This is a genomic window from Pseudonocardia sp. DSM 110487 (assembly GCF_019468565.1).
Taxonomy (GTDB): domain Bacteria; phylum Actinomycetota; class Actinomycetes; order Mycobacteriales; family Pseudonocardiaceae; genus Pseudonocardia.
The window spans coordinates 10,057,198-10,084,103 of the sequence record NZ_CP080521.1 but is presented as its reverse complement, the minus strand read 5'-3'; the positions used below and the strand labels follow the sequence as shown (position 1 = coordinate 10,084,103).

Sequence of the window (26,906 nt, the reverse complement as noted above, 5' to 3'; positions counted from 1 at the left end):
CGCTGCGTATGGCTCTGGCTGACGACCGACCGGCGACGGGGAGGCCGCGCTCGGTCCGCCCGGCGGGTGACGGGGCCGACCCATCCGGCATGTTCGACCGGCAGCCGCCGCAGGACCTCACCGCCGAGCAGTCGGTGCTCGGCGGCATGCTCCTGTCCAAGGACGCCATCGCCGACGTCGTCGAGATCCTGCGGCCGGACGACTTCTACAAGCCGGCCCACCAGACGGTCTACGACTGCGTCCTCGACCTCTACGGCCGTGGGGAGCCTGCCGACGCCGTCACCGTGTCCGCCGAGCTGCAGCGTCGCGGTGAGCTGATCCGGCTCGGCGGCGCGCCGTACCTGCACACGCTGATCGCCACCGTGCCCACCGCCGCCAACGCGGCCTACTACGCCGAGATCGTCGCGGAGAAGGCGATCCTGCGCCGGCTCGTCGAGGCCGGCACGCGCATCGTGCAGCTCGGGTACCACGGGGCCGACGGAGCCGAGGTCAACGACGTCGTCGACCGCGCGCAGGCCGCCATCTACGAGGTCACCGACCGCAGCACCAGTGAGGACTTCGTCCCGCTCGAGGAGCTGCTGCAGCCCACGATGGACGAGATCGACGCCATCGCCTCGCGCGGCGGCGTGGCCCTCGGCGTGCCAACGGGATTCGCCGACCTCGACGCCGTCACCAACGGCCTGCACCCGGGCCAGATGATCGTCGTGGCTGCTAGGCCTGGGCTTGGGAAAAGTACCCTGGGACTGGATTTCGCCAGGTCGTGCTCCGTGAAGCACGGTCTCACCAGCGTCGTGTTCTCGCTGGAGATGAGCAAGTCCGAGATCGTCATGCGCCTGCTGTCGGCGGAGGCGCGGATCCGGCTGGCCGACATGCGCGCCGGTCGGATGAGCGACGACGACTGGACGCGCATGGCGCGGCGCATGAGCGAGATCAGCGAGGCGCCGCTGTTCATCGACGACTCGCCCAACCTCACGCTGATGGAGATCCGCGCCAAGGCGCGCCGGCTCAAGCAGCGCCACGACCTCAAGCTCGTCATCCTCGACTACCTGCAGCTGATGACGTCCGGGCGCAAGGTCGAGTCCCGGCAGCAGGAGGTGTCGGAGTTCTCCCGGCAGATCAAGCTGCTGGCCAAGGAGCTCGAAGTGCCTGTGGTGGCGATGAGCCAGCTGAACCGTGGCCCGGAGCAGCGCACCGACAAGCGCCCGCAGCTCTCTGACCTGCGCGAATCCGGGTCGATCGAGCAGGATGCGGACATGGTCATCCTGTTGCACCGCCCCGACGCGTTCGAGCGCGACGACCCGCGGGCGGGCGAGGCCGACCTGATCCTGGCCAAGCACCGCAACGGCCCCACGAGCACCATCACCGTGGCCCACCAGCTGCACTACAGCCGCTTCTCCGACCTGGCCCACGGCTAATTCGCTTGCCCGGTCGGTAGCGCCTCGTCACGATCCCCCGGTCCGAACGACCGGCGGCGGGAGCCCTTCGATGCGCGAACTCCTCGGAACACCCCAGCGTCCCCATCGCATCGTGGTATTCGAGGACTTCGTCACCCATGCCCCTCAACATCGGGATACTCGCTCACATCGACGCCGGTAAGACCAGCCTCACCGAGCGCCTGCTCTACGACACCGGCGCCATCGCGCGCCTCGGCAGCGTCGACGGCGGCGACACCCAGACCGACACCGGCGCCATCGAGCGGCAACGGGGGATCACCGTCCGCTCGGCGGTGGCGGCGTTCACTGTCGGCGCCACCCACGTCAACCTCATAGACACGCCCGGCCACCCGGACTTCATCGCCGAGGTCGAGCGCGCGCTCGGCGTGCTCGACGGGGTGGTGCTCGTGCTCTCCGCCGTCGAGGGCGTGCAGGCGCAGACGCGCGTGCTGATGCGCACGGTCCGCGAGATGCGGCTGCCCACCCTGCTGTTCGCCAACAAGATCGACCGGCGAGGTGCCCGCGATGACGAGCTGCTCGCCGAGGTCAGGCGCACGATCGCCCCGAATGTAGTCAAGATGACGAGAATCGCCGCACTCGGAACACGGGTGGCCTCCGCGGTTGCCGAACCGCTCGACCGGCCGGAGATCGCGGAGGTGCTCGCCGAGACCGACGACCGCGTGCTCGCGCGCGTCGTGGAGGGGCCGCCGCCGACGGCCGCCGAGGTGGCGGACGCACTCGCCGCGGGCACCGCGGCCGGGCGGGTCCAGCCCCTGTTCGCAGGCTCGGCGCTGAGCGGGGCCGGCATCCCGGCGCTGCTCGACGGGATCGTGCGACTGCTCCCTCCCGCGCCGGTCGTGGCGGCCGCCGGGCCGCGGGGCACCGTCTTCGCCGTCGAGCGGGAGCCGTCCGGGCAGAAGCTCGCTTACGTGCGGCTCTTCGCCGGTGAGGTCCGTCCGCGGCAGCGTGTGGTGATCCGCAGGCGCCGCCAGGACGGAGGCTGCGATGAGCTGCCCGCACAGGTCACGTCCCTCCGGGTGGTCGGGCGCAACGGCACCGAGCGGCTCGTGGCCGGCGACATCGGCCGACTCGGCGGGCTGGAGCCGAAGGTGGGCGACCGGCTCGGCGGCGTCGCTGCTGACGAGGCGGGCCCGCGCTTCGCTCGCCCGACCCTGCGCACGACCGTCCGTCCCCGCGACCCGGCCGACGCGGGCCGCCTGCACGCCGCGCTCACGAGCCTGGCCGACGAGGATCCGCTGATCCACGCGCATGTGGTGCCGGGCGGCGCCACGGAGGTGCTGCTGTACGGCGAGGTGCAGAAGGAGGTCATCGCCGAGCGGCTCGCCATCGAGCACGGTGTCGAAGCGGAGTTCACGCCGAGCCGGATCGTGTGTGTCGAACGGCCGGTGGGCGTGGGTGAGGCCGTCGAGGAGTTCGGCAGGCGCGGGCCGGCGCTGGGCCGCTACTGGGCGACGGTCGGGCTGCGCGTCGAGCCCGGGCCCCGGGACAGCGGTGTCACGTTCCGGTACGAGACCGAGCTCGGGGCGCTCCCGCGGGCGTTCCACACCGCGATCGAGGAGACCGTGCACCTCGCGAGCAGACGGGGACCGCAGGGGTGGGCGGTGACCGACTGCCGCGTCACGCTCGTGCGCTCCGGCTTCGACGCGCCGACGAGCGTGGCCGCCGACTTCCGGTGCCTCACCGCGTTGGTGCTGGCCAGGGCGCTGGAGCGGGCGGGCACGCGGGTGTACGAGCCGTACCACGCGTTCGAGCTGGAGATCCCGGCCGACGTGCTCAGCGAGGTCGTCGCGCGGATCACGGTGCTCGGGGCGCGCATCGCGGAGACCGCGGGCGATGCCGCCCGGTGGCGGCTCGCGGGCACGGTTCCGGCCCGCCGGCTCGACGCGGTGCAGCGCACCCTCCCCGGCCTCACCCGAGGCGAGGCGGTGTGGTGGACGCGCCCCGCTGCGGATCAGCCGAGCTGACGGCTACCGGCGCCAGAACAGGTGGTGGGTCACGCCGCTCGGGCTGGGCACGACCTCGAGGTGGAACCGGTTGAGCAGCTCGTCGGGCGACTTCCAGAGCCGCACCCCGGATCCGAGCTCGACGTGGGAGACCGCCACGTGCAGGGTGTCGACGAGGTCGGCGTCGAGGAACTCCCGGATGGTGGTGGCCCCGCCACCGAGCCGGACATCCTTGCCCTGCGCCGCCTCCTTCGCCTGCTCGAGCACCGTGGCCGGATCGCCGTCGACGAAGTGGAACGTCGTGTCGGAGAGCGTGAACGACGGACGCTCATGGTGGGTCAGCACGAACACCGGCGTGTGGAACGGAGGCTCGTCACCCCACCAGCCGAGCCACTCGTGGTCGCGCCAGGGACCGCGCTGCGGGCCGAACTTGTTGCGGCCCATGATCTCGGCGCCGATGTTGTTGGTGAAGTCCCTCGTGAAGTAGTCGTCGAGGCCGCGGCTTCCACCGGGGTCGGTCCGGTTGGGCCAGCTCGCGGTTGCGCCGGCCCAGGCGATCATTTCCCGGGGATCGGCATGGCCGAATGGCCGCTCGAGGCTCTGGCCCTCGCCTGCGCCGAAGCCGTCGCGTGAGACGGTGAAGTTCTGGACCCTCAGTAGCTGACTCATGTGGAGGGGTCGGAACCGCTCACCGGCTCTTGTCATGCGGGTGGGGTGACGGTCGTCACAGTCGGGCGAGGTGATCGCGAGCCGCGGCGGCGACGTCCGCGGGCACTCCGAGCTCGCCGAGCATCTCGGCCGCCGCGGCCATCTCCGCCGTGCGCCGCACGGCGTGCCGGTGGGAACCGCTGACCAGCCGCTCCACAGTGGCGGCGTCCACCCGGGCCAGCTCGTTCTCGATGACCTCCCGGAGCCAGTCCTCGCACCCGGCGGCCCGGGCCGCGGTCAGCGCCTCCACTACGGCGGCCGCCATTCCCTTGAAGAACACGCTGCGCAGCAGCTTGCGTTCGGCGGCCAGGCCGGCCGGTCCGGTAATGACCTCGACCGATGCTCCGAAGGGGCGAAGGATCTCCGTCACCTGGTGGGCCGCCTGGCCGGTGGCGAGCATCGGAACCCGCAGCCCGTGCCCCGGAACGGGCGCCATGATCGCCACATCCGCGAAGGGCACACCGTGCGCCGCCGCGATCTCGGCGAGCCTGCGCTTCGTGCCGGGCGATGCGGTGTTGAGGTCGGCCCACATCGCGGCCGTGGCGAGGCCCGCCTCGAGCGCGTCGAGCGCGGCCGATGCGCTGTTCACGCTCAGCACGAGGTCGGCGCCTTTGGCGGCCTCGGCCTCGGAACCGGTGTCGAGCACGCCGTCCGGGGCCGGGACGGCCGGGTCGTAGCCCCGTACGGCCGCGCCTGCGGCGACGAGGTCGCGCGCGAAGGCGCCCCCGGCCTCGCCGAGGCCGAGCACGGCGATGGTTGCTCTCATCGGTTTCCTCTCCTCCCCGCCGAGCCTTGACATTGCCACCATGATTGTCAACAATTTTGGCGAGAATTGAAGCGAAGGAGCTCCATGACCGAGCACCCAGAGCCATCGGCCCATGCGCGCGAGCTGGTGCGAGGCGCTTACGACGTGCACATCCACGTCGCTCCCGACGTGATGCGGCGGCGGATCGACGACGTCACCCTCGCCGAGCGGTTCGCAGCCGTCGGCATGGCGGGATTCGTCCTCAAGTCCCACTACACGTCGACGGCCGAACGTGCCGAGGTGGTCCGGCGGGCCCGCCCCGGCGTCGACGCGCTCGGTGCCATCACCCTCAACGCGTCGGTCGGCGGGCTCAACCCGATCGCGGTGGAGATCGCGGGCCGAGGTGGCGCGCGGTTCGTGTGGCTGCCCACGGTCGACAGCGCGAATCAGCGTGCCTGCCATGCCGAGGAGCCGGAGGGCGCGAAGCCGCCGATGTGGGCGCAGCTGCAGGCCGACCTCGCCGCGGCCGGCATGGCCGCCGACCCGGTGGACGTGCTCGACGCGGACGGCAAGGTGCTGGAGCGCACGCGGCAGGTGCTGCGGCTCGTCGCCATGCACGACATGACGCTCGCCACCGGGCACGTGCACCAGGACGAGTCCGTCGCGGTCATCGACGCGGCGCTCGACGAAGGCGTGCGGCGCATCGTCGTGACGCATCCGGAGTTCACCTCCCAGCGGATCGGTGTGCAGCGGCAGCGTGCGCTCGCCGAGAAGGGCGCTCTGCTGGAACGCTGTTACACAACGCCGTACACGGGCAAGGTGTCCTGGGACGTGTGGCTCGGCAACATCCGCGAAGTCGGGCCGCGGCACTCGGTGATCTCCAGCGACCTGGGCCAACCGTTCAACCCACCGGTCGAGGACGGTCTCGCGCTGGCCGCCGACCGGCTGCTGGATGCCGGCTTCACCGACGACGAGGTGCGGCTCATGACCGTCCACAACAGCCGCTGGCTGGTCGGGGCAGACCCGCTGCCCGACGCACCGGGAGACCAGCGGTGACCGCGGTCCTCACAGCCAATGCTGTGACCAAGCGGTTCGCCAAGGGCGACGAGGCGATCGTCGCCCTGCGCGAGCTCAGCGTGAGCATCGCGGAGGGCACATTCGTCACGATCCTGGGGCGCAGTGGCTGCGGCAAGTCGACCCTGCTCAACATGCTCGCCGGGCTCACCCCGCCGAGCACCGGCGAGATCTGGTACCGGGACCGCAGGTTGGCCGGGCCGGATATCCAGATCGGCTACCTCACGCAGCACGACACGCTGATGCCGTGGCGCGACGTCCTGCGCAACGTCGAGATGCCGCTGGAGATCCGCGGCGTCGACACCGCGAAGCGGCGGGCCGTCGCCACCGACCTCGTGCAGCGGGTCGGCCTCGCCGGGTTCGAGAAGCACTACCCGCGCGAGCTGTCCGGCGGGATGCGGCGGCGGGCCGGCCTCGCGCGCATGCTCGCGGGCAGCCCGGAGACGCTGCTGATGGACGAGCCGTTCGGCGCGCTCGACGCGCAGCTGCGCATGGAGCTGCAGCTGGAGCTGCTGCGGCTGTGGCAGGGCAGCGGCCAGACCGTGGTGTTCGTGACGCACGACATCGAGGAGGCGCTGTTGCTCGGCGACCGGGTCGTGGTGCTCGGGCGGGTCGGCCGGATCCTGCTCGACCGCGAGATCGGGCTGGCCCGTCCGCGCTCGGCCGACGACCTGCGGGTCGACCCGGAGTTCGTGGCGCTGCACAGGGAGCTGTCCACGGCACTCAAGAACGAGTCGCCCGAGGAGGAGCAGCCATGACGGTTGCCGTTGACGCGGGGCCGGTACGCGTCGGGTTGGAACGCACGTGGTGGCAGCGGTACGGCACCACCACCGTCGTCTGGACCACCCGGATCGGGCTGCTCGCCGTGCTGCTGGTGCTGTGGGAGATCGCGGCCGACCGGTGGATCGACAGCACGTTCATCAGCAGGCCGAGCGACATCGTCGGCCGGCTCGCCGAGTGGAGCGCCGACGGCACCCTGTGGACGAACACGTGGATCACCGTCCAGGAGATCGTCTACGGGTTCCTCCTCGGCGCCGCCGCCGGCGCGCTCGCCGGGTTCGTGCTGGCGTCGATGAGCCTCCTGTACCGCGTGCTCGACCCGTTCATGATGGCCCTGTACTCGATCCCGAAGGTCGCGCTCGCGCCGCTGTTCATCGTGTGGTTCGGGATCGGCATGCACATGAAGGTGCTGCTCGCCGCGGTCACGGTGTTCTTCCTGGTGTTCCTCAACACCGCAGCAGGGGTGCGCGAGGTGGACCGCGGCCTGATCGACGCGGTGCGCCTGATGGGCGGCACCCGCCGGGACATCGCCCGCAAGGTGGTGCTGCCTGCGTCCATGACCGGGGTGCTGACCGGACTGAAGGTGTCGATCCCCTACGCCCTGATCGGTGCGGTGATCGGCGAGCTCGTGGCGTCCAACCGCGGGCTCGGCTACCTCATCAACGACGCCGCGGCGCAGTTCGACACCGCGGGCGTGTTCGCCACCCTCGTGGTGCTCAGCGTGATCGCGAGCGTGTTGAACGTGTTCGTCGGCCTGATCGGGCGGCGCGTCAACCGGTGGAAGCCGACCGATGACTAGCCGGCGGACCATCCTCAAGGCCGCTGCCGCGGCGCCGCTGCTGCTGGCCGGGTGTGCCACGCGCCAGTCGACCACCCCGCAGGGCGTGCTCAACATCGGCCAGATCAGCAACTCCGTGGCGTTCTTCCCGCTGTTCGTCGCCGAGGAGAAGGGATATTTCGCGGCGGAGGGTGTGCAACTCGGTGAGCGGCCGCGGCTGGGCACCGGTGCGAAGGTGGCCGCCGCGCTGAAGGGCGGCAGCATCGACCTCGGTGCCGGGGTCATCACCGACGCCTTCAACCTGGCCAAGATCGACGATGGTACGCGGATCGTGACCAGCCTCGTCACCGAGTACTACGTCGACATCGTCGTACCCCGGTCGTTCGAGGAGCCGGCCACGCTCGAGGACAGGATCGCCGCGCTCGTCGGGAAGCAGATCGGGATCACCGGTCCGGGCAGCGGCACGGAGGCGCTCGTCAACCACCTGTTCACGAGCATCGGCCGCAACGCGGCGGTCGACTCGACGCTGGTCAACCTGGGCGGCGCCGCGACGGCGGCGATCGGGGCGCTCATGGCAGGCCGGGTCGACGCGCTGGCGTTCTTCCAACCGATCGCCCAGCAGGTGGAGGCCGCGAACATCGGGAAGGCCTACATCTCGCCGGTTCGTGGCGACGTGCCCACGCTGCGCGGCGCCCTGCACGGCGTGGTGTTCAGCACCCAGAAGCTGCTGGACCGCAAGCCGGCCGAGCTCGCGGCGTTCAACCGGGCGATCGGCAGGGCACTGTCCGACATCCACGGTGACGCCGGGCAGGCGCGCGACCTGCTCGGCCGGTACCTCGAGAACACCGATGCCGCCGCGCTGGACGCGCTCGTCCCGATCCTGGGGCGGGAGGTCCCTCGTACCCCGCAGGTCGAGCGCGCCTCCTACGACACCGCCCGGACGTTCCACCTGGACAGCGGCCTGGTGAAGAAGGCGCCGACGTACGAGGAGGTGCTGGCCGGTCGGCCCGCCGCCTAGTGCCCCGAACCGGACTTTCGGTTCGGGACACTAGCGTCAGGCCCGGTGGGCGGCCGCGTGCTCCGTGATCAGCCTCGTCGCCTCGTCCGCCGCCTCGATCGTCGCGAGGTGGGCGGCCTCCAGCACCTCCAGCCGGGCGCCGGGGATGCCCTCGACGATCGTGCGGGCGTGCGGTTCGACGGGCGTCGACGGGTCGGCCGCCCCGGCGATCACGAGTGTCGGGGCGGTGATCGCGCCGAGGCGGTTGCGGTGGTCCCACACCTCGAGGGCCTGGCAGCAGGCGAGGTAACCATCGTCCGGGGTGCCGGCCACCCATGCGGCCGCCTCGGCGACCGTGTCGGGGTGTGCCGCCGCCCAGTCCGGGGTGAACCACCGGGACACGATCCCCTCCGCGAGCGGCGCGGTGCCACCGGAGGAGACCGCCGCGATGCGTTCCTTCCAGACCGTGGTGTCCGGGAAGTTCGAGGTCGTGCAGCACAGCGTGAGGCTCGTGACGCGCTCCGGCGCCTCGGAGCCCAGGTACATCCCGACCATCCCGCCCATCGAGAGCCCGCACCACGCCACCCGCTCCAGGCCGAGGCGGTCGAGCAGGGCGAGTACGTCGCCCGCGAGGTCGGTGATGGCGTACGGCCCGGGAGGCACCGGAGAGCCACCGTGCCCGCGGTGGTCCACCCGGATCACGCGGAACCGTTCGGTGAGCGGCGCGACCTGCGGCTGCCACATCTCCAGCGTGGAGCCGAGGGAGCCCGACAGCACCAGCACGGGCGCGTCGCGAGGGCCTTCGTCGACGTAATGCAGGTCGACGCTCACGAAGTCTCCTTCTCGCCGACGGTGCGCATCCCGCGCAGCGTCTCCAGTTCGGTCGTGCTGGGCGGCGCCGTGAAGACGAGATCGGCGGCGACCTGCAGCGGCCACCCGGTCTCGGCGCGCACCCGCTCCACGGTCACGCCCTGGTGCAGCGCGGTGAGCACCAGCTCCGCCGTGTCGGGGTCCGGTTCCAGCACACCGAGATCGGTGATTACGCGAACCGGGCCTGCGCCCCGAAGGCCGAGCAGCTCCCGGTCGCCGCGGCCGCTGCCGTGTCCGACGGAGGTCACGAAGTCGACCTGCTCGACGAAGGCCCGCATCCGGTGCCGCATCACGACGATCACCTCGCGGCAGGATGCGGCGATCTCGGGGGCACCGCCCGAGCCGGGCAGGCGGACGCTCGGCTCGTCGTACTCGCCGATCACCGTCGTGTTGATGTTGCCGAGCCGGTCGACCTGGGCGCCCGAGAGAAACCCGACGTCGATGCGGCCCGGCTGCAGCCAGTAGTTGAAGATCTCCGGCACGCCGACGACGGCGAGCGCCGAGTCGGCGAGGATGCCGTCGCCGATGGAGAGCGGGAGCTCCGCGGGCTTGGTATCGAGGGTGCCCGACTCGTAGACCAGCACCAGCCGCGGGGCGTGCAGCCTGCGGGCGAGGTTGGCGGCCGTGGACGGCAGGCCGATCCCGACGAAGCAGACCTGGCCGTCGCGGAGTGCTCGGGCGGCCGCGATGCTCATCATCTCGTCGGCGGTCCACGTCGGCGCCTGCTGCGTCCCGGCGACGGGCTCTGCGGTACCGGTCATGCTGGCGCCTCCGCGGGAAAACGAACGTCGGCGCTCATGCCGCTTCCTCCTCGATCGTGCGTCGCCAGCGCAGGAACGCCTCCCGGTCGCGGCTGATGGCGTCCCACGCCCGGTACGCGGCGTTGTCACGTTCGTAGTACCCGTGCGCGTACGACGGCGCGGCGCCGCCGGGAGCCGTCGCCACCGCGTCGAGTACCCACCCTGGCAGCACCACAGCACCGGGAACCGGCGTCAGCTCGTCGACGATCTCCTCGACGGTGGCCAGCGACCGGCGGGATGCGAGCACGGCCTCCTTCTGCACGCCGGTGATGCCCCACAGCTGGACGTTGCCGTCTCGATCTGCACGCTGGGCGTGCACGATCGCGACGTCGGGGTTGAGCGCGGCGACGGCGGCGAGCCGCTCACCGGTGAACGGGCACTGCACCGTCGAGATCGTGTCGGTGTGGTTGGGCAGATCGGTTCCGCTGTAGCCGCGGAGCACCGCGAACGGCACGCCGGAGGCGCCCGCCACGTACCGGTTGGCCATCCCGGCGTGGCTGTGCTCCTCGATCTCGAGGGGGACGGGCCATGCGTTGGCGAGCGCGTCGCGCATCCGGTGCAGCGACCCGACGCCGGGATTGCCGCCCCAGGAGAACACCAGCTTGGACGCACAGCCCGCCCCGATCATCTGGTCGTAGACGAGGTCGGGCGTCATCCGCACCAGCGTGAGATCCCGCCGGTGCTGGCGGATGATCTCGTGGCCTGCGGCGAACGGGATGAGGTGCGTGAACCCTTCGAGCGCGACGGTGTCGCCGTCGTGCACGAGTTCGGACACGGCCTGCGGCAACGGCACGATCTTGGCCACGCCGGAACGGTAGTGCGCTCGTCCCGGCCCGGCAATCGACGGCGCTCTCATTCCGGCATGTGGCACCACCGGGTGACCGTTATGACCCTCGGCGAGGCGCCTGTCACGTTCTGCGGCGGGCCGGTCCGGCTCAGTGCAATGGTGTGCCGGGTGAGCACTCTCTCCGACACCCGCCCCGCCGCCGCATCCGGCCGCTTCCGGCTGGGCGGCGAGCAGGGGCGCCCGGTCCACCGTCTCGGCCTCGGCACGATGCGGCTCACCGGCCCCGGCGTGTGGGGTCCGCCTGCCGATCGCGGCGCCGCGGTGGCCGTGCTGCGGCGCGCGGCCGACCTCGGTGTCGACCTGTTCGACACCGCCGACTCCTACGGCCCGGACGTGGCCGAGGAGATCCTCCGCGAGGCGTTGCACCCGTACGACGGGCTGACGATCGCGACGAAGGCCGGCCTGCTGCGCACCGGCCCCAACGAGTGGCACGCCTACGGCCGACCGGAATACCTGCGCCAGCAGTGCGACCAGAGCCTGCGCAAGCTCGGCGTCGAGCGGATCGATCTGTTCCAGCTGCACCGGGTCGACCCCCAGGTGCCCGCCGACGAGCAGTTCGGCGCGCTCGCAGAGCTGCAGGCGGAGGGCAAGGTGGCCGCCGTCGGGCTGTCCGAGGTCGGTGTGGACCAGATCGAGGCGGCCCGCCTCGTGGTCGACGTCGCCACCGTGCAGAACCGGTACAACATCGCCGACCGCAGCAGCGACGACGTGCTGCGCTTCTGCACCGAGCAGGGCATCGGGTTCATCCCGTGGGCGCCGATCGCGGCCGGACGGCTCGCGGAGCCGGGCGGCGCGCTCGACGCCACCGCACGGCGGCTCGGCGGCACCCCGGCGCAGGTGGCGCTGGCGTGGCTGCTCCAGCGCTCGTCGGTGATGCTGCCGATCCCGGGCACGAGCGACGTGGCGCACCTGGAGGAGAACGTCGCAGCGGCCTCCCTCCCGCTGGACCTCGACACCGTCGAGGAGCTCGACACCGCCGCCTGATTCTTGGCTGCCTGATCCGCGAACGCTGCGCGTGTTGCCCGACTACTCGGCCGAGGGGCTCGACACGCCGGATCCACCCGATCGAGCGGAATCGCCTCCCGTCGCTGTAACGGGCATGATCCAACCGTTTCCCCTCATGGGGGTCCCCGTTGTGGGTGGTAGATGCGCTGAACGGCCCAGCAGGGTGAGGCCGGAGTCAGGATTCCCGGTGCATGGAGACCACGACGGAGGTGGCGTGTGTCCGAGCTGGTGACGGACCTCGACTGGTGGGCGGCCACCCGCTATCCGAGCGCCGACGAGGAGTGGGGACCGGTCTCAGGCCGGCACGCCCACAACGAGGACGCCGAGCTGACGCCGATCTTCCATGCACTGACGCGCGGCGGCTGGCGCAGCCGGCAGCACGAACCCGCCTACGAGGCCGATCCGGCCGACGAGTTCGACAGCGAGCCGCTCACCGCTCCGATCCCGAGCGTGCCGCCCCGCAGCCGCCGTGAGCTCCCGGAGACGGGCCGGCACCGCCGGGTGCGATAGCGACCACCGGAAACTCACCTGCGGCAGGGTGTCCCGTCAGCCGCGGATCCGGGCCGCCACGTCCCGCAGCGCGACGGTGGCGGCTCGCCGGTCCACCCGCGTCGGCTCGCCGTCGGCGAGCACCTGCTCCCCTGCCACCCACACGTCCCGCACCAGGCGGGACCCGCCTGCCCACACGAGGTTGGACAGCAGCTGGGCGTCGTCATCGGGGGCTACGAAGGCCGGGTCGTCCAGGTCCACGTGCACGATGTCGGCCCAGCGCCCCGCCTCGATCGCCCCGAGGTCCTCGCGGCCGATGGCGGCTGCGCCGTCCCGCGTGGACATCAACAGCAGCTCGGCGGCGGTCAGGGCCGCGGCGTCCCCGCTGCCGACCCGGGCGAGCAGGCCGGCGAGGCGCGCCTCCGCCCACATGTCGAGGTCGTCACCGGACGCCGGGCCGTCGGTGCCGAGACCGACGCGCACCCCGGCCCGGCGCAGCGCGGTCACACGGGCGACCCCGGCGGCGAGCTTGGCGTTGGACCCAGGGCAGTGGGCGACCGCGGTGCCCCTGGAGGCGAGCAGGGCGATGTCGACCTCGGAGAGGTGCACGCCGTGCGCGGCGAGTACTCGCCCGCCGAGTGCGCCGACGTCGTCGAGCAGGGCGGGCACCGAGCCGTGCGACGCGCGCTGCGCGCGATCCTCCTCCGCCGTCTCGGCCACGTGGATGTGCATCAGGGCGTCGCGGGCGCGCGCGTGCTCGGCCACGGAGGCCAGCGCATCGGGCGGGAGCGTGTACGCCGCGTGCGGGCCGTAGCCGAGCTCGATCCGCTCGCCCGGCCCGGACCGGACGCCGACCGCGTCGATCCGCGCGGACACGTCGTCGCGCATCTGCTCCCATGTGCCGAGGCGATCCCATCCCGGCGCGGCGATGATGCCCGGCGTCAGCACAACCCGTGACCCCACGGCCGACACCGCGTCGATCACGGCGTCGGTGAAGAAGTACATCTCGACGCTCGTGGTGCAGCCGGTCCGCAGCAGCTCGGCGCACCCCGAGGTCATCGCCACGTGGACGTCCGCCGCCTCGAGCCGGCCCTCCGCGGGCCACATCACGTCCTGGAGCCAGCGCAGCAGCGGGAGGTCCCCACCCATGCCGCGCAGCGCGATCATCGGGGTGTGCGCGTGGGTGTTCACCAGGCCGGGGAGCAGCGCGCCCGGCAGCATCCGCACCGGGCCCGTGCCGTCCGGCGCGGTGGCGCGCGGCCCGACGTACGCGATCCGGCCGTCCTCGTCGACATCCACCACCGCGTTGCGCAGCACCGAGCAACGCGGATCGCACGGCAGCACGACCGGCGCGACGAGCCGGGTGGGAGTCACCGCCGGGGCTCCAGCAGCGAGCGCAGCGAGCGGAACGGCGGCAGCCATGCCCCGCCGTCGGGCAGCGTGTCGAGCGTGATGCGTGGGAGCGGCTCGCGGAACACGCCGTCGATGTCCTCGAGGTCGACGAACTCGATCACCTCGGAGTTGAGCGCGAAGCTCGCGTGCTCGCGGAACCCGATGACCGTGACGGCCGTACCCGTGGCGTCGAGTTCCTCGAGTGGTTCGCGGAACGCCCTGCCGTCGCCGGAGGCGACCACGAGCCGCTGCAGTCCGCCCTCCGAGGCGCGGAGCTTGATGTGGGCGAGCATGTCGTCGTCGACGTCCGAGTCGTCGGCGAGCTTCGGTTTCGCGAACACCGCGAAGCCCACGTTGCGCAGCGCCTCGACCCATGGCCGCACGACCTCGGTGCTGCCCGGCGCCACGTTCGTGAACACGGTGGCCTCTGCCACCGCGTCCGGCCCCGCGAGCTCGAGCAGCCAGCGGCCGACGGCGTCGAACCGGGGCCGGAACGCCGCCGTGGGGCGGGCCCCGAGCAGCGAGCCGAGGCTCATGTCCATGTTCGGCGCGTCCCACACGAGGAGCACGCGCGGTGCCGGGGGCACCGTCGCGGTCGGGATCATCGGACGACCCTATCCGGATAGCATCCGGCGGTGATGGATGAGCTGCGCAATCGCTGCGCCGCACAGATCGGCGATCTGCATCGGGTGATCGAGGACTGGCTCGGTGGGCGGTTACCGCGGACCCCTGCCGCGTTCGCCGCATTCGCCGACGCGCACGCCCCCGGCTTCACGATGGTCGCGCCCGACGGCGCGTTGCTCGGCGTGGACGAGCTGCTGCCCGGCTTCGAGGGCGCGTACGGCACCGCTCCTGGCCTGCGCATCAGCATCTCCGAGGTCGCGCTCGTCCACGCCGATGGCGGCGGGGTCGTCGTCACGTACGAGGAGTGGCAGGACGGGCCTGCCGGCCGGACGGGCCGGCGCAGCACCGTGCTGCTGGAGCCGCACGCCGGCGCGCCGTACGGCCTGCGGTCGCGGCACCTGCACGAGACGTGGATCTCACCCCGGTGAGCGTGCCGTGAAGGCCCGCGAGCCCCGACGGACCGAGGCGGAGGCAATCCGACATGGCTGACGAGCTCGATGTCGCCCGGCAGGCCGCCGCGGCGATGGAGCGGGCCGACGCCGCGGGCCGCGGGGTGGGCGTGCGCCTGCTCGACGTCGGACCGGGCCGGGCGCGCGTGGCGCTGACCGTCGAGGAGCGGCACGTCAACGGGCACGGCATCTGCCATGGCGGATACCTGTTCTTCCTCGCCGACGCCGCGCTCGCCTACGCGGGCAACAGCTACGGGACGTCGGCCGTCGCGGTGGGCGCGGACATCACGTTCCTGCGTCCCGTCGCGCTCGGCGCCGAGCTCATCGCGGAGGCGGTCGAGCGGGCCCTTGTCGGAAGGTCGGGGCTCTACGACGTCACCATCCGCGATGGCGACCAGCCGGTGGCCGAGTTCCGCGGCCGCACCCGCCAGGTCCCCGGCCTGCCACCGCCGCCCTGAGACCGCCCCGCGAGTCGCGCCGTGAGTGCGCGCGAGTCGCGCTGTGGATGCGCATCAGGTGGCGGGACGAGGGGCCGGGAGGAGGAAGGCCGGGCGGGTGGCGGGGTCGGGGTCGTCGTAGTAGCGGTGGTAGACGGGCGTGAGGCCGCCGGAGACGGGGGGCACGATCCAGCTCCAGTCGGCGGGGCAGCGCCTGCCCGCCCGCTCCTCGCGCTCGACGTGGGTGAGGAACCGCCGCGACTCGTTGTGGTGGTCGGCCATCGTCACGCCCGCCGCGTCGAACGAGTGCTGCACGGCGCGCACCATCTCGACGAGCGCGCGGTCGCGCCAGAGCGTCCGCTCGGAGCTGGTGTCGAGGCCGAGCCGCTCCGCGATGACCGGCAGGAGGTCGTAGCGGTCGACGTCGGCGAGGTTGCGGGCGCCGATCTCGGTGCCGAGGTACCAGCCGTTGAACGGGGCGGCGGGGTAGGTCACGCCGCCGATCTCGAGCGGCATGTTGCTGATCGCGGGCACCGCGTGCCAGCGCAGTCGCAGCTCGGCGAACCACTCGTGGTCCGGGTGGGACAGCGGAACTTCCAGCACTACGTCGGGCGGGACCTCGAAGACCTGCGGCTCGCCGTCGCCCGCGGAGACGATCAGCGGCAGGACGTCGAACCTGCCCGGGGGATCGGGCCGTGGCCAGCCGAGGGCGACGGCGCGGTCGGTGAAATCGGCGTACTTGCCGTCGCCGCGCACGTCACCGGCGGGCGTCCGATGCCCGGCGTAGCGGATCAGCTGGTCGTTGTGGATGCGCGGGCCGGGAGCATCGGGCCGATCAGGGGCGAACACGGTGATCGTGGAGCGGATCCGGCCATCGCGGGTGGCCGCCCGCAGGTGCTCGCCGCACTCGGCGGCGATCGCTGCGGGACTGGTGACGTCGCGGCGGTCGCGCACGTAGAGGCTCTTCCAGTACAGCCTGCCGATGCAGCGGGCGGCGTTGCGCCACGCCAGCCGGGCGCCGAACGCCAGCTCCTCGGGGGTGTGCGCGTAGGTGCCGGTGGCGTCGATCTCATCCCGGATCTGCCAGACCCGCCTGGCGAGCGGATCGGACGGCTCGGTCTCGGCGTGGAACTGGGTCAGAAACTCTTGCGCCTCCGCCGGGTCGACGGCGCAGGGGGTGGGCGGGGTGTGGGTGACGGGGCATTGATCTGTGCGAGGCGAGGGGACTGCAGCGTTCGTTGCGATCAGTGTCAACCCGCAGCCCTTCTCCAGCCGACCCCTCAATCGGGGCCCCCGAATAGGGGCCGTCGACCTTCCTACACGGTTACGGTGTGTTGCCGCGACGTGCTTCCGCGTGACGGACGCGGTAAAGGAGGTCACGCACCGTCCGCCCTTCGAGGTGCGCCCGCTGCTCGAATTTCGTAACAGGCCGCCAGTCCGGGCGCGGTGCCCAGCCACCGGGCTGATCAGCTGCCGTGTTCTCGAGCGCAGGCTCGGCGTCACACACGGTGCGCATCTGCGCCGCGTAGTCGTCCCAATCGGTGGCCAGGTGCAGGAGGCCGCCGGGTTCCAGCCGGGACGCCGCGAGCGCGATGAAGCCGGGCTGGACGAGGCGGCGCTTGCGGTGGCGACGCTTGGGCCACGGGTCCGGGAAGAAGATCCGGATCCCGGCCAGCGACGCGGGCGGCACCCGCTCCCGCAGCAGCGCGACGGCGTCGCCGCGCAGCAGGGCGACGTTGGTGAGCCCCGCGTCGGCGAGCCGCATCAGCAGCTGGGCGAGCCCCGGCTCGTACACCTCGACGGCGATGTGGTCGCGCTCCGGTGCGGCCGCGGCGAGCGCGGCCGTCGACTCCCCCATCCCGGAGCCGATCTCCAGTACCAGCGGGGCCGTGCGCCCGAACCAGGCTGGAGGGTCGTACGGCTCGGCGTCGCTCAGGATGTCGCCGACGTCGCGGCCGCGCTCGGGCCACCAGCGGTCCCACGCGTGCTGCTGGCCCTCGGTGAGGCGGCTGCGGTGGTGGACGAAGCTGGGGATCGGCCGGTGTGGCGCCTCAGCCACCGGTACGCGGGGCGGCGGCGGGCAGCCGCACGCCGGACGTGGCGCCGGGGAGCTTGCCGCGCACGTAGCCTGCGGTGGTGCAGGCCAGCGCGGTGACGACGGCGGCAGCGGACGACACGCGGCCCTCCTTGAGCTCGCGCAGCACGGCGATGGGCAGCACCCTCGACACGTAGCTCCGCTCGGTGGACAGAGCGTCGTCGCTGCCCACGAGCTTGGAGACGGCTGCCTTCGACAGGCCTTCCGCCCAGCTGCGGCGGCGCAGGTAGGCCCACTCGACGCGATCGGGGCTCACCCGGTGGTCGACGACCGCGGCCGGCTCGAACACGATCCGGACCTTCTCGCCCGCCCGCTGGTAGTGCTGCCGGGCGCGGATGCAGAGCTCGGTCTCCTCGCAACCGAGGGGGTTCTTCCCGATGCGCCCGATGTCCTCCGCGAAGCCGCCGACCCGCTCGAACACTTCGCGTCGGAACGACATGTTGCAGCCCATGAGGTTGCGCACCTCGGCCTGGCGCACCGGCTGGCCCGTGTAGGTGCAGCCGACGATCCAGTCGAGCTCGCCGGTGGCGTTCGGGTCGTACGGCGCGGCACCGGGCAGCACGCGTGGCCGGTTGACCGGCCAGCGCGGGTGCGCCACCCCGCCCACGGCCTTGACGGTCGGGTCGCTGTAGGGCGCGAGGAGCGCGGCGAGCCAGCCGGGCCGGGCCGCCGCGTCGTCGTCGAGGAACACCACGACGTCGCCCACCGCCTCGGCGATAGCCGTGTTGCGCGCGCCGGACAACCCCTGCTTGTGGGCGTTCGGCAGCACCCGGACGCCGTGCGCACCGAACTCCTCCTGCGCGCGGGAGAGCAGTGCCGGGTTGTGGTCGACGATCACGAGGGTTTCCGCCGCCGCCACGTCCTGCGCTGCGACCGAGGCGACGGCAGCGACGATGTCGTCCCACCGCTTCTCGGTGTACACGCAGACCACGACGGTCGCCGTGACGGCCGGACTTTCCACGGGTGGTCTCCTCCTACCGGGCGACCGCGGCTCAGCTGCGGCGGTCGGACTTCCGGCGGTCTGCCCGCCGGTGCTCGGCCAGAAGGGTACGCAGCACGCGCGCGCCGTCGGCGAAGGTGCGCAGGTTGGTATCCCCGAACACCCGCTGCCGCTCGATCGACGGCACCTCGGTGATCTTCAGTCCGGCCGCGGCGACCCGGCAGTTGAGCACCGTCTCGATCTCGAAGCCGTCGCCCCAGAGCATTCCGTCGGCCGGAGCGGGTGCGTCGATCGGAGGAAGGTCGAGCAGCGGGAGCAGGTCTGCCCAGAAGGCGTTGTAGCCGTAGCAGAGATCGGTGTAGCTGGTGCCGAACAGCGCGTTGGCGACGCCGTTGAGACCCGCGTTGCCGCTCTTGCGCAGCAGCGTGATGTCGTCGCTGCCGCCACCCGGGGTGAACCGGCTGCCCTTGGCGAAGTCCGCGCCCGCCACCAGTGCCGCGACGAACGCCGGGATCTCGGACGGGTCGGCGGACCCGTCGGCGTCAAACATGACGATGACGTCACCAGTAGCAGCGGTGAACCCGCAGGCCATGGCGTTGCCCTTGCCCTTGCGCGTCTGCTTGATCACGCGGACCCACGGCAGCACCCGCTTGGCCGTCTCCACCGTGCCGTCGGTGGAATCGCCGTCCACAACGATGATCTCGTGGACGGTGGGACGCACCGCTGCGATCGCGGGGAGCACGATCTCGAGGTTGCGCGCCTCGTTCCGGGTGGGGACGACCACCGAGACGGTGGGGAACGGCGTGCGGCTGCGCTGCGCGTGCGGCCGCGGCACGCGTGTCGGGCGTTGCGCGTGCAGCTCGGAGGGAGCCGGGCCGCCGTAGGCGGCCGCACGGGCGGATGAAACGGCGCTCACACATCCTCCAGACGGGTCCGCTCCAACGGGACAACGAGGCCGTCCCGCACGGGTTGCGGGTCATGGGGAGCGGGTCGCCCGGATGGGCTGTCGCTCCGGTGGGTCGTCGCTGTGCGCTGGACCGTGGTCACGTTCTTGATGACGCACGGAAGCGCTGAGTGGTTGCCCCTTTCTTCGAATCGCTCTGCCGAGTGGGCCGCGCCGCCCCCGCGCGGCGCGGCCCCGCACCCAGCGCGACGTCGTCACTCGGGCGGGTGGCGGCGCGGGGAGCAGCTGGTCTTCCCCGTAACTGTGCCCGCTGGGGCTCGTGCGGGGTCTGAGGACGCGCCGCCGACCCCCAGTTGCCGTTACCGTTTCGTGACCCGGGGCAGGTAGCGCTACGGAATCCGCCGGGCTGCCCGAGCGCGAATGATTCTCGCCATGGGCACCGATCCGTACATGGCGCTGGCGGCCGAGCTGAACCTGCTGGGCAGGCGGCTCGACGGGCTGGGCGCCGAGTTGCTGCGGCTGCGGGCCGTGGACGCGACGCGTGCTCCGGGGACGGAGGGGTTCCCCGGAGCACCCGGCTGGTCCGCGCCGCCCGCGCCAGGCGCGACGGCGCCGGTCGCCCATGGACGGCCCGGCCCGTGGGGGACGGGCGGGTCGGTACAGGCGCCCGCGGCCCCCGGGGGCGGGCCGCGGGCGCCCCGACCGCGATCGCAGATGTCGGGCGCCCGGGTGCTCGCCTGGACCGGTGGCGGCGTGACGCTGCTCGGCGTCGTCCTGCTGCTTGCGCTCGCGGCGTCCAGGGGCTGGTTCAGCCCGGAGGGCCGGGTGACGAGTGGCGCGTTGCTCGGTGGCGTGCTGATCGGTCTCGCGCTGCGCCTGCATCGGAAGGTCGATGCCCGCGTCGGTGCGCTCGCACTGGCCGGCACCGGCTTCGCCACGCTCTACCTCACGGTGGCGGCCGCCACCGCGCTATACGGGTTCCTGGCGCCGACGCCCGCGCTGCTGGTGGCGCTCGTGGTTGCGGCCGGCGGGCTCGGGCTCGCCGACCGGTGGCAGGCCCAGCTGCTCGGCGGCGGTGTGGTGGTCGGTGCCGCTGTGCTCGCCCCCGTCCTCGTGTGGGGCTGGTTGCTGGTCGCGCTCGTGCTGGCGCTGCAGCTCGCGGCGTTGCCGGTGGTGCTGCGGCGGCGCTGGTCGGTGCTCGCGCTCGTCGCGGCGGCAGGCCCGGTGTTGTACGGGGCGGTCGTGGGAGCCATTGCGGACGAGCCGGAACGCGTGCCCACCGTCGCCGTCGCGATCGGTGTGCTCGTGGCCGCCCTCGCCACCGCGCTACCCGCGGCACGGGTGCTGCCGGCCGGTTCGGTGGGCGCGCTGGTGGCAGCGGCGCCGATACCGGTGCTGGTGAGCTCGCTCGTGCGGGGTGGGTGGAGCGGCGCCGCCGTCGCCGCGGTCGCGGTGGTCGCGCTCGCCGCCTTCGCTGCGGTGCCGGGAACGAGCCGTTCGGTGCGGGTGGTGGCCATCGCCGCCGCCGCGGTGGCGCTGTTCCAGGCCACGCTCGTCGCCCTCGATGGATCCACGGCCACGGTCGTGCTGCTCGGCCATGCGATCGTCGCCACGGTGCTGGCGGCGCAGCTGCGGGCCCGCCTGCCGCTCGCGATCGGCACGGCGTACGGCGTGGTCGCGGTGCTGATCGCACTCGGCCGTGACGCCCCGCTCGAGGGCCTCGTCCACCACCCGGCGTTCGCCTATGCCGGCCCGGGCACCGGTCCGCTCGTCGTCGGCGTCGCGGTGTCGGCACTCGTGCTGGTGTTCGCGGTGGCACTGCTGGTGGCAGGGGCACGGGCCGGGCTGGTGCGCTCGGATCCCGCATCCGCCCCGCTGTGGGTGCCGGTCGGCCTCGTGGGTCTCTACGGTGCGACCTCGCTCGTGGTCACGCTCGCCCTGCTCGTGTCCGACGACCGCACCGGCTTCACCGCGGGCCACGCGCTCGTCAGCGTGTCGTGGACGGTGATGGCGCTCGTCCTGCTCGCCAGGGGGATCCGCAGGCCCGCGCTGCGGGTCGCCGGAATGGTGCTGGTCGCGGCCGCGGTGGCCAAGCTCGTGCTGTTCGACCTCGTGGCACTCGACGGGCTGGCACGCGTGGCGGCGTTCCTCGGTGCGGGCCTCGTCCTGCTCGCGGCCGGAACCCGGTACGCCCGCCTCGTGGCCGAAGCCGAAGCCGAACCCGACGCCGCGAGGTAGGGGAAAGCGTTCGCACCCGCACACGTTCCGGCCCGATCCCGCCCCGACGCCGCGTGCGGCTGGCAGCCTGCCTGCCATGCCGGACCGCTACGCCGACGCCGTGCTGGCCCGCCGCCGCGAGCTGCGCGAACTGCGAGAGCGGCTCGCCGGTGGTCACCGCGGCGAGTTGCGGAGTTGCCTGGCACTGAGCCGCCTCGCGGCCGCGCGCGACGCCTCCGGCGAACTCGCGGCGCTGCGGCGGGAGGCCGCCGAGCACGTCCGGCGCGGTGATCGGAGCGCGCGGGACCGGCTGTTCGAGGAGGTCACGGCGGCGGTGAACACGATCGCGGCGACGGTCGCGGCCCGATGGGCGGCTGAGTTGAGCCCGCCACTGCGCCGTATCGCCACCGAGCGCGGGCTCGACATGGAGCCCGGCTGGCCTCGCCTGCCCGCGCCGCGTCCGCCGGGTCCGCCGCCACCCCCGGATCCCGCGCCATCCGGCCCCACGCTCCTCGCCGGCGTGATCGATGCGGCGGCGCTCGGGCGGCTCGCCCTTCTCCCCATCGCCGTCCTGCCGCTCGTCGGGCTGCCGGCGCTCGGTGGTCCCGCGCTCGCGCCGCTCGCCGTCGGCGTGGCCCTCACCGTGCTCGTCGTCGCGGCCCGCGCCCGGCGGATCGCGGCGGAACGCGACCGCCTGCACCGCAGGTTCGAGCAGGTCGTCGGGGCGGCGGCCGCCGCGATCGAGGCCGACCTGGACCGCAGGCTCGTCGAGCTCGAACCCGGCGCCTCCGCCGCGCTGGACGCCGCCGTGCTCCGCAGGCGCGCCGCCGTCGACCGCGAGCTGGCGGCGCTCGCCGCCGAGAGGGCAGGCAGCCGTGGATGAGCCGGGGCGGGTGCCGGACGAGGCCCCGGAAATCGGAGCAGAGGTCGGTGCCGGGTTCGACACCGACGGCGACGGCGCACCGGACACCCTCGTCACCGTCGACGGCATCGATCTCGTGGTCGCGATCGACCTCGACGGCGACCGCTTCGCCGACCAGGTGCTGCGGATCGGCCCGGATGCCACCGTCCGCGAGCAGCCGGTGGGCGGCTGGTTCTCCGCTCCCGACGACCCGGGAGATCAGTAGGTTGGTCAGGTGCCCGCCGATCGCATCATCCCGGAGGATTTCAGCGCGCTCCCGCTGTCCGCGCTGGCCGACGCCGCACTGAGCCGTGCCCGAGCGCTTGGCGCCCAGCACGCCGACCTGCGCGTCGAACGGATCCGGTCCCAGGGGATCGACCTGCGGGACGGCTCCGTCACCGGCGTCAGCGACACGACCACCGTCGGCCTCGCGGTCCGCGTGATCGTCGACGGGGTGTGGGGCTTCGCCTCCCACGTCGAGCTCACGCCGGAGCGCGCCGCCGCCACCGCGGAGCGCGCGGTCGACGTGGCGCGCACGCTCGCGCCGGTGGCCGTCGAGCGGGTCGTGCGGGCCGACGAGCCGGTGTACGCAGGCGCGGAGTGGGTGTCGGCCTACGACGTCGACCCGTTCACCGTCCCCGTGCGGGACAAGGTCGCGCTGCTCACGGAGTGGTCGCGGCGGCTGCTCGCGTCCGACGGGGTCGACCACGTGCACGCGGCCGTATCGCAGGTGCGGGAGAACAAGTTCTACGCCGACACCGCGGGTACGAGCATCGTCCAGCAGCGGGTGCGGATCGGTCCGTCCGTCGTCGCCACCGCCGTCGACCGCGCGGCGGGCGGCTTCGAGACGATGAGCTCGCTGGCCCCACCCGCCGGGCGCGGCTGGGAGTACCTCACCGGCACCGGCTGGGACTTCGACGACGAGCTGGCCCGGATGCCCGAGCTGCTCGCCGAGAAGGTGAAGGCGCCATCGGTGGCGCCGGGTGCCTACGACCTCGTGATCGACCCGACGAACCTGTGGCTCACCATCCACGAGTCGGTGGGCCACGCCACCGAGTACGACCGCGCCATCGGCTACGAGGCGGCGTACGCGGGCACCAGCTTCGCCACGCCCGACAAGCTCGGCACGCTGCGCTACGGCTCCGAGCTCATGCACGTCACCGGCGACCGGACGGTCCCGCACGGCCTCGCCACCATCGGCTACGACGACGACGGCGTCGCCACCACCCGGTGGGACCTCGTCCGCGACGGCGTGCTGGTCGGCTACCAGCTCGACCGCACGTTCGCACCGCGGCTCGGGCTCGACCGCAGCAACGGCTGCGCGTTCGCCGACTCGCCGCACCACGTGCCGATCCAGCGGATGGCGAACGTGTCTCTGCAGCCCGACCCGGAGCGGGACACGAGCGTGGACGAGCTGATCGCGGGCGTCGACCGCGGCATCTACGTCGTGGGCGACAAGTCGTGGTCGATCGACATGCAGCGCTACAACTTCCAGTTCACCGGCCAGCGCTTCTTCCGCATCGAGGGCGGGAAGCTCGCCGGGCAGTTGCGCGACGTGGCCTACCAGGCCACGACCACCGACTTCTGGGGTTCGATGGACGCCGTCGGCGGACCGTCCACCTGGCAGCTGCAAGGAGCCATGAACTGCGGGAAGGCCCAGCCGGGGCAGGTCGCGGCGGTGAGCCACGGGTGCCCTGCCGCCCGGTTCCGCGGCGTGAACGTGCTGAACACACAGGAGGAGGGCCGGTGAGGGCCCATGAGGTCGTCGAGCGCACCCTGTCCGCGGCGCGGCACCTGCACGGGTGCGCCGTGCTCGTGCGCGAGTCGAGCGAGGCGGCACTGCGGTGGGCCAACTCGACGATGACGACGAACGGGCACACCACATCCCGGCGCACCACCGTGATCGCGTTCGTCGCGGTCGAGGGTGGCATCGCGGCCGGCGTCGTGAGCTCGAGCGTCGCGGTGACCGACGAGGTCCAGCTCGAGCAGCTGGTGCGCGCAGCCGAGGCCGCGGCGCGGGACGCGGGGCCGGCGAAGGACGCCGCACCGCTGCCGGCCCCCGACGGCGGCGATCCGTCGTGGGAGGACCCCGCGGTCGAGACGTCGATCGGGGTGTTCGGCGCGTTCGCCGAAGGGCTGGCGGACGTGCTGGCAGGCCCGCACCGCCAGTACGGCTTCGCCTCCCACCAGCTCTCCACGGTGTGGCTCGGCACGTCCACCGGCGTCCGCAGGCGCTGGGTGCAGCCCACCGGCTCCGTGGAGCTGAACGCGAAGACCCATGACCTGAACGGCTCGGCGTGGACCGGGGTGTCCACCGCCGACTTCACCGACGTCGACGTGCGCGCGCTCGCCGCGGAGGCCGACCGGCGGCTGGCATGGAGCACCCGGCGCGTCACCCTGCCGGCAGGCCGGTACGAGACCCTGCTGCCGCCGTCGGCCGTCGCGGACCTGATGGTGTACCTCGTCTGGTCGATGGAGGGCAGGCCCGCGCAGGAGGGGCGCAGCGCGCTGGCCGGACCGGACGGGCCGCGCGTCGGGGAGAAGCTCACCGCCCTGCCGCTCACGCTCGCCAGCGATCCGTCCGCGCAGGGCCTCGAGTACGAGCCGTTCGTCACCGCCACCCGCTCCGGCGAGGGCATCTCGGTCTTCGACAACGGTGCGCCCACCCGGCGCACGGAGTGGGTCAGCGAGGGCACGATCGGCGAGCTGGTCTACTCCCGCGCAGAGGCGGCGGAGTTCGGCACCCGGTTCACGCCTGCGGGCGAGAACCTGCTCCTCACCGGCGGCTCGACGGACTCGATCGCCGACCTCGTCGCCCGCACCGAGCGCGGCCTGTTGCTCACCTGCCTCTGGTACATCCGGGAGGTCGACCCCACGACGCTGCTGCTCACCGGGCTCACCCGCGACGGCGTCTACCTCGTGGAGCGCGGCGAGGTGGTGGGTGAGGTCGACCACAACTTCCGCTTCAACTACTCGCCGCTCGACGTGGTGCGGCGCACCACCGAGGTCGGCGCCACCGAACGCACGATCCCGCGGGAGTGGAAGGACTGGTTCACGCGCACGGCCATGCCGCCGGCCCGGGTTCCGGAGTTCAACATGTCGTCGGTGTCGCTCGGGCGCTGACGAATCGCCGAACGGCGGCTCGCCCGAACGGCCTAGCCGACGTGGCGGGCGTCACCGCGGGAACAGCCGTTCGACCCCGCTCGGCGCACCGGTCGGCGCGTCGCGGTCCCAACGAGCATCCGCAGTGCCCGGTTTGGCGTTGACTACTTCGACGACAGAGCGCCGACGTCGTCGCCGGGTCGTAGGACCGGGAAGGGGCGAGGAGTGTCGTTCGAGGTTGTGAGCGCATACACCCTGCTCGTAGGGGACGCGGACGAAGCCGCCACCGTCAGCGTGCACAGCACGGCGGACGACGCGTGGCGGGCGCTGGACCGAGAGGTGCGAAGGCGCTGCGGCATGCGTCCGCGGCCGCGTCGCCGCGTGGACGCCGACGCCACCACCCGGCTGGCGAACGCATGGCGGGCCGGCGATCCGGACGGCCGGTACTGGAACGTCACGGTCCACCGGCTACCCATCCCGCTCCCGGTGATCGCCCGGGAGGCCGTCGTCGCGGGCCGCTGATTCTGCAGGTCAGGCGCGGCCCCGAGCAGGTGCGGGCGCGCGGACGGGATCAGCCGCCGGTGATCGATCCGAGATGCAGAAGGACGCCGCTGGCGCCCCGGTAGCGAGGCTCACACACCGACTTCTGCGCTCATACAGCGACAGCAGTCGGTGTGCCGCCACCGAAATCGGTGTGCGAGCGCCCCTGCCCGCCCTCCGACGCATCCCTCGTCCGCGGCTACGCCTGCCTGGGCGCGTACTGGCGCATGCGGGCCAGTAGGTCGTCCACACTCAGGTCGGTTGGCAGCGGGGTGCCGGTGAGCGTGCGCAGGTAGAGCCCGTCGCCCACGAGCTGCGCGAGCCAGGCGAGCACCGGGTCGTGCAGCTCGTCCAGCAGGGCGGCGTACCCGTCGGCGTCCACCTCGGCGAGTGCGTCCCGGACGGCCTGCCCGGCCGCGGTGCTGTCGGCGAGCCGGAGGACGGCGAGGTAGGTGCGGGTGAGGCCGCCGGGGGATGCGCCTCCGGGCGCTGACGTGCGGACGTAGTACGCGACGGCGCCGTCCGGTGCGCTGCGGATCGCCTCGGCATCGGCCGCGCTGCGCTCACGCAGCCGGCCGAGCAGGCCTGCGGCGAGGGCCTCCTTCGACGCGAAGTGGTAGAGCAGCCCGCCCTTCGACACGCCTGCCGCCGCGACGACGGCATCGAGGGTGACGGCCGCACCGCCGTGCTCGATCAGCAGCGTCTCGTAGGCGTCCAGCACGCGGTCACGGGCGCTCGGCACCCGGCGAGTCTAGGCCGCCGGCCGTGATGGGAATGACCAGGCGTTCCAAACCGTCTAGACGGTACAGTCGAAG

28 protein-coding genes are annotated in these 26,906 nt (G+C 72.7%); 16 read left to right on the top strand and 12 right to left on the bottom strand.

The features are described 5' to 3' along the window. Positions 1–8: 8 nt before the first annotated feature. Positions 9–1,415, top strand: a complete 1,407-nt coding sequence (gene dnaB / locus K1T35_RS47140; protein ID WP_220258110.1) for a replicative DNA helicase — start codon at positions 9–11, stop codon at positions 1,413–1,415. Positions 1,416–1,552: 137 nt separating this feature from the next. Further along, positions 1,553–3,418, top strand: coding sequence for a translation factor GTPase family protein (locus tag K1T35_RS47135; RefSeq protein ID WP_220258109.1), 1,866 nt, complete (start codon positions 1,553–1,555; stop codon positions 3,416–3,418). 3 nt (positions 3,419–3,421) lie between these two features. Here the strand turns inward: K1T35_RS47135 and K1T35_RS47130 are convergent, their stop codons facing one another. Beyond that, positions 3,422–4,066, bottom strand: coding sequence for a dihydrofolate reductase family protein (locus K1T35_RS47130; RefSeq protein ID WP_220258108.1), 645 nt, complete (start codon positions 4,064–4,066; stop codon positions 3,422–3,424). Between the two features lie 55 nt (positions 4,067–4,121). Next, a complete protein-coding gene (locus K1T35_RS47125; RefSeq protein ID WP_220258107.1) occupies positions 4,122–4,871 on the bottom strand; it encodes an NAD(P)-dependent oxidoreductase in 750 nt (249 codons plus the stop codon). 84 nt (positions 4,872–4,955) lie between these two features. Between K1T35_RS47125 and K1T35_RS47120 the strand changes: the two genes are divergently transcribed. The 4 genes from K1T35_RS47120 to K1T35_RS47105 are packed head-to-tail and all read left to right on the top strand — an operon-like array spanning position 4,956 to position 8,500. Beyond that, the gene (locus K1T35_RS47120) at positions 4,956–5,906 is read left to right on the top strand and encodes a DUF6282 family protein (RefSeq protein WP_220258106.1); all 951 of its coding nucleotides are present in this window, start codon (positions 4,956–4,958) and stop codon (positions 5,904–5,906) included. Beyond that, positions 5,903–6,682, top strand: a complete 780-nt coding sequence (locus K1T35_RS47115) for an ABC transporter ATP-binding protein (protein ID WP_220258105.1) — start codon at positions 5,903–5,905, stop codon at positions 6,680–6,682. The genes K1T35_RS47120 and K1T35_RS47115 overlap by 4 nt, the downstream gene beginning before the upstream one ends. Then, a complete protein-coding gene (locus K1T35_RS47110) occupies positions 6,679–7,503 on the top strand; it encodes an ABC transporter permease (RefSeq protein WP_220258104.1) in 825 nt (274 codons plus the stop codon). The genes K1T35_RS47115 and K1T35_RS47110 overlap by 4 nt, the downstream gene beginning before the upstream one ends. Continuing rightward, positions 7,496–8,500, top strand: a complete 1,005-nt coding sequence (locus K1T35_RS47105; protein ID WP_220258103.1) for an ABC transporter substrate-binding protein — start codon at positions 7,496–7,498, stop codon at positions 8,498–8,500. Before K1T35_RS47110 ends, K1T35_RS47105 begins: the two co-directional genes overlap by 8 nt. Positions 8,501–8,536: 36 nt before the next feature. Here the strand turns inward: K1T35_RS47105 and pcaD are convergent, their stop codons facing one another. The 3 genes from pcaD to K1T35_RS47090 are packed head-to-tail and all read right to left on the bottom strand — an operon-like array spanning position 8,537 to position 10,954. Continuing rightward, on the bottom strand, positions 8,537–9,310 hold the full coding sequence (gene pcaD / locus K1T35_RS47100; RefSeq protein WP_220258102.1) for a 3-oxoadipate enol-lactonase: 774 nt from the start codon (positions 9,308–9,310) through the stop codon (positions 8,537–8,539). Continuing rightward, on the bottom strand, positions 9,307–10,110 hold the full coding sequence (locus tag K1T35_RS47095) for a CoA-transferase subunit beta (protein ID WP_220258101.1): 804 nt from the start codon (positions 10,108–10,110) through the stop codon (positions 9,307–9,309). Before K1T35_RS47095 ends, pcaD begins: the two co-directional genes overlap by 4 nt. 34 nt (positions 10,111–10,144) lie before the next feature. Beyond that, entirely contained in the window at positions 10,145–10,954 is an 810-nt protein-coding gene (locus K1T35_RS47090; protein ID WP_220258100.1) for a CoA transferase subunit A, read from the bottom strand. 150 nt (positions 10,955–11,104) lie between these two features. On the opposite strand from K1T35_RS47090, the gene K1T35_RS47085 reads away from it, so the two are divergent. Beyond that, on the top strand, positions 11,105–11,980 hold the full coding sequence (locus K1T35_RS47085) for an aldo/keto reductase (protein WP_255621412.1): 876 nt from the start codon (positions 11,105–11,107) through the stop codon (positions 11,978–11,980). Positions 11,981–12,217: 237 nt separating this feature from the next. Then, positions 12,218–12,511 (top strand): hypothetical protein, encoded by a 294-nt coding sequence (locus K1T35_RS47080; protein WP_220258099.1) that lies wholly within the window; start codon positions 12,218–12,220, stop codon positions 12,509–12,511. Positions 12,512–12,547: 36 nt separating this feature from the next. Here K1T35_RS47080 and K1T35_RS47075 read toward each other — a convergent pair whose 3' ends face one another. Both K1T35_RS47075 and K1T35_RS47070 read right to left on the bottom strand, forming a co-directional pair. Further along, positions 12,548–13,912, bottom strand: coding sequence for an amidohydrolase family protein (locus K1T35_RS47075; protein WP_220258098.1), 1,365 nt, complete (start codon positions 13,910–13,912; stop codon positions 12,548–12,550). Continuing rightward, the gene (locus tag K1T35_RS47070) at positions 13,861–14,487 is read right to left on the bottom strand and encodes an NYN domain-containing protein (RefSeq protein WP_220258097.1); all 627 of its coding nucleotides are present in this window, start codon (positions 14,485–14,487) and stop codon (positions 13,861–13,863) included. Before K1T35_RS47070 ends, K1T35_RS47075 begins: the two co-directional genes overlap by 52 nt. Before the next feature lie 30 nt (positions 14,488–14,517). Between K1T35_RS47070 and K1T35_RS47065 the strand changes: the two genes are divergently transcribed. Together K1T35_RS47065 and paaI are read left to right on the top strand one after the other, a co-directional pair. Beyond that, the gene (locus K1T35_RS47065; RefSeq protein ID WP_220258096.1) at positions 14,518–14,934 is read left to right on the top strand and encodes a hypothetical protein; all 417 of its coding nucleotides are present in this window, start codon (positions 14,518–14,520) and stop codon (positions 14,932–14,934) included. Positions 14,935–14,987: 53 nt separating this feature from the next. Beyond that, entirely contained in the window at positions 14,988–15,413 is a 426-nt protein-coding gene (paaI, locus tag K1T35_RS47060) for a hydroxyphenylacetyl-CoA thioesterase PaaI (protein ID WP_220258095.1), read from the top strand. 54 nt (positions 15,414–15,467) lie between these two features. Here paaI and K1T35_RS47055 read toward each other — a convergent pair whose 3' ends face one another. The 4 genes from K1T35_RS47055 to K1T35_RS47040 form a co-directional block, all read right to left on the bottom strand. Further along, positions 15,468–16,637: a nitric oxide synthase oxygenase gene (locus K1T35_RS47055; RefSeq protein WP_255622793.1), complete on the bottom strand. Its 1,170-nt coding sequence runs from the start codon at positions 16,635–16,637 to the stop codon at positions 15,468–15,470. A gap of 79 nt (positions 16,638–16,716) precedes the next feature. After that, positions 16,717–17,451, bottom strand: a complete 735-nt coding sequence (trmB, locus tag K1T35_RS47050) for a tRNA (guanosine(46)-N7)-methyltransferase TrmB (RefSeq protein ID WP_220258094.1) — start codon at positions 17,449–17,451, stop codon at positions 16,717–16,719. Beyond that, a complete protein-coding gene (locus K1T35_RS47045; protein WP_220258093.1) occupies positions 17,444–18,448 on the bottom strand; it encodes a glycosyltransferase family 2 protein in 1,005 nt (334 codons plus the stop codon). Before K1T35_RS47045 ends, trmB begins: the two co-directional genes overlap by 8 nt. A 31-nt stretch (positions 18,449–18,479) precedes the next feature. Next, the gene (locus K1T35_RS47040) at positions 18,480–19,343 is read right to left on the bottom strand and encodes a glycosyltransferase family 2 protein (protein ID WP_255621410.1); all 864 of its coding nucleotides are present in this window, start codon (positions 19,341–19,343) and stop codon (positions 18,480–18,482) included. Between the two features lie 420 nt (positions 19,344–19,763). On the opposite strand from K1T35_RS47040, the gene K1T35_RS47035 reads away from it, so the two are divergent. The 6 genes from K1T35_RS47035 to K1T35_RS47010 all read left to right on the top strand — a co-directional run bounded on the left by K1T35_RS47035 (position 19,764) and on the right by K1T35_RS47010 (position 26,073). Continuing rightward, on the top strand, positions 19,764–21,569 hold the full coding sequence (locus K1T35_RS47035; protein ID WP_220258092.1) for a DUF2339 domain-containing protein: 1,806 nt from the start codon (positions 19,764–19,766) through the stop codon (positions 21,567–21,569). 76 nt (positions 21,570–21,645) lie between these two features. Beyond that, positions 21,646–22,431, top strand: a complete 786-nt coding sequence (locus K1T35_RS47030) for a hypothetical protein (protein WP_220258091.1) — start codon at positions 21,646–21,648, stop codon at positions 22,429–22,431. Further along, positions 22,424–22,675 (top strand): hypothetical protein, encoded by a 252-nt coding sequence (locus tag K1T35_RS47025; protein ID WP_220258090.1) that lies wholly within the window; start codon positions 22,424–22,426, stop codon positions 22,673–22,675. Before K1T35_RS47030 ends, K1T35_RS47025 begins: the two co-directional genes overlap by 8 nt. 9 nt (positions 22,676–22,684) lie before the next feature. Continuing rightward, positions 22,685–24,199 carry a TldD/PmbA family protein gene (locus K1T35_RS47020; protein WP_220258089.1) on the top strand — a complete coding sequence of 505 codons (1,515 nt, stop codon included), beginning with the start codon at positions 22,685–22,687 and terminating at the stop codon, positions 24,197–24,199. Further along, on the top strand, positions 24,196–25,572 hold the full coding sequence (locus K1T35_RS47015; RefSeq protein ID WP_255621409.1) for a metallopeptidase TldD-related protein: 1,377 nt from the start codon (positions 24,196–24,198) through the stop codon (positions 25,570–25,572). Before K1T35_RS47020 ends, K1T35_RS47015 begins: the two co-directional genes overlap by 4 nt. 219 nt (positions 25,573–25,791) lie before the next feature. After that, positions 25,792–26,073, top strand: coding sequence for a hypothetical protein (locus K1T35_RS47010; protein ID WP_255621408.1), 282 nt, complete (start codon positions 25,792–25,794; stop codon positions 26,071–26,073). A 217-nt stretch (positions 26,074–26,290) separates the two neighbouring features. Here the strand turns inward: K1T35_RS47010 and K1T35_RS47005 are convergent, their stop codons facing one another. Next, positions 26,291–26,833, bottom strand: coding sequence for a TetR/AcrR family transcriptional regulator (locus K1T35_RS47005; protein ID WP_220258087.1), 543 nt, complete (start codon positions 26,831–26,833; stop codon positions 26,291–26,293). Positions 26,834–26,906: the final 73 nt, after the last annotated feature.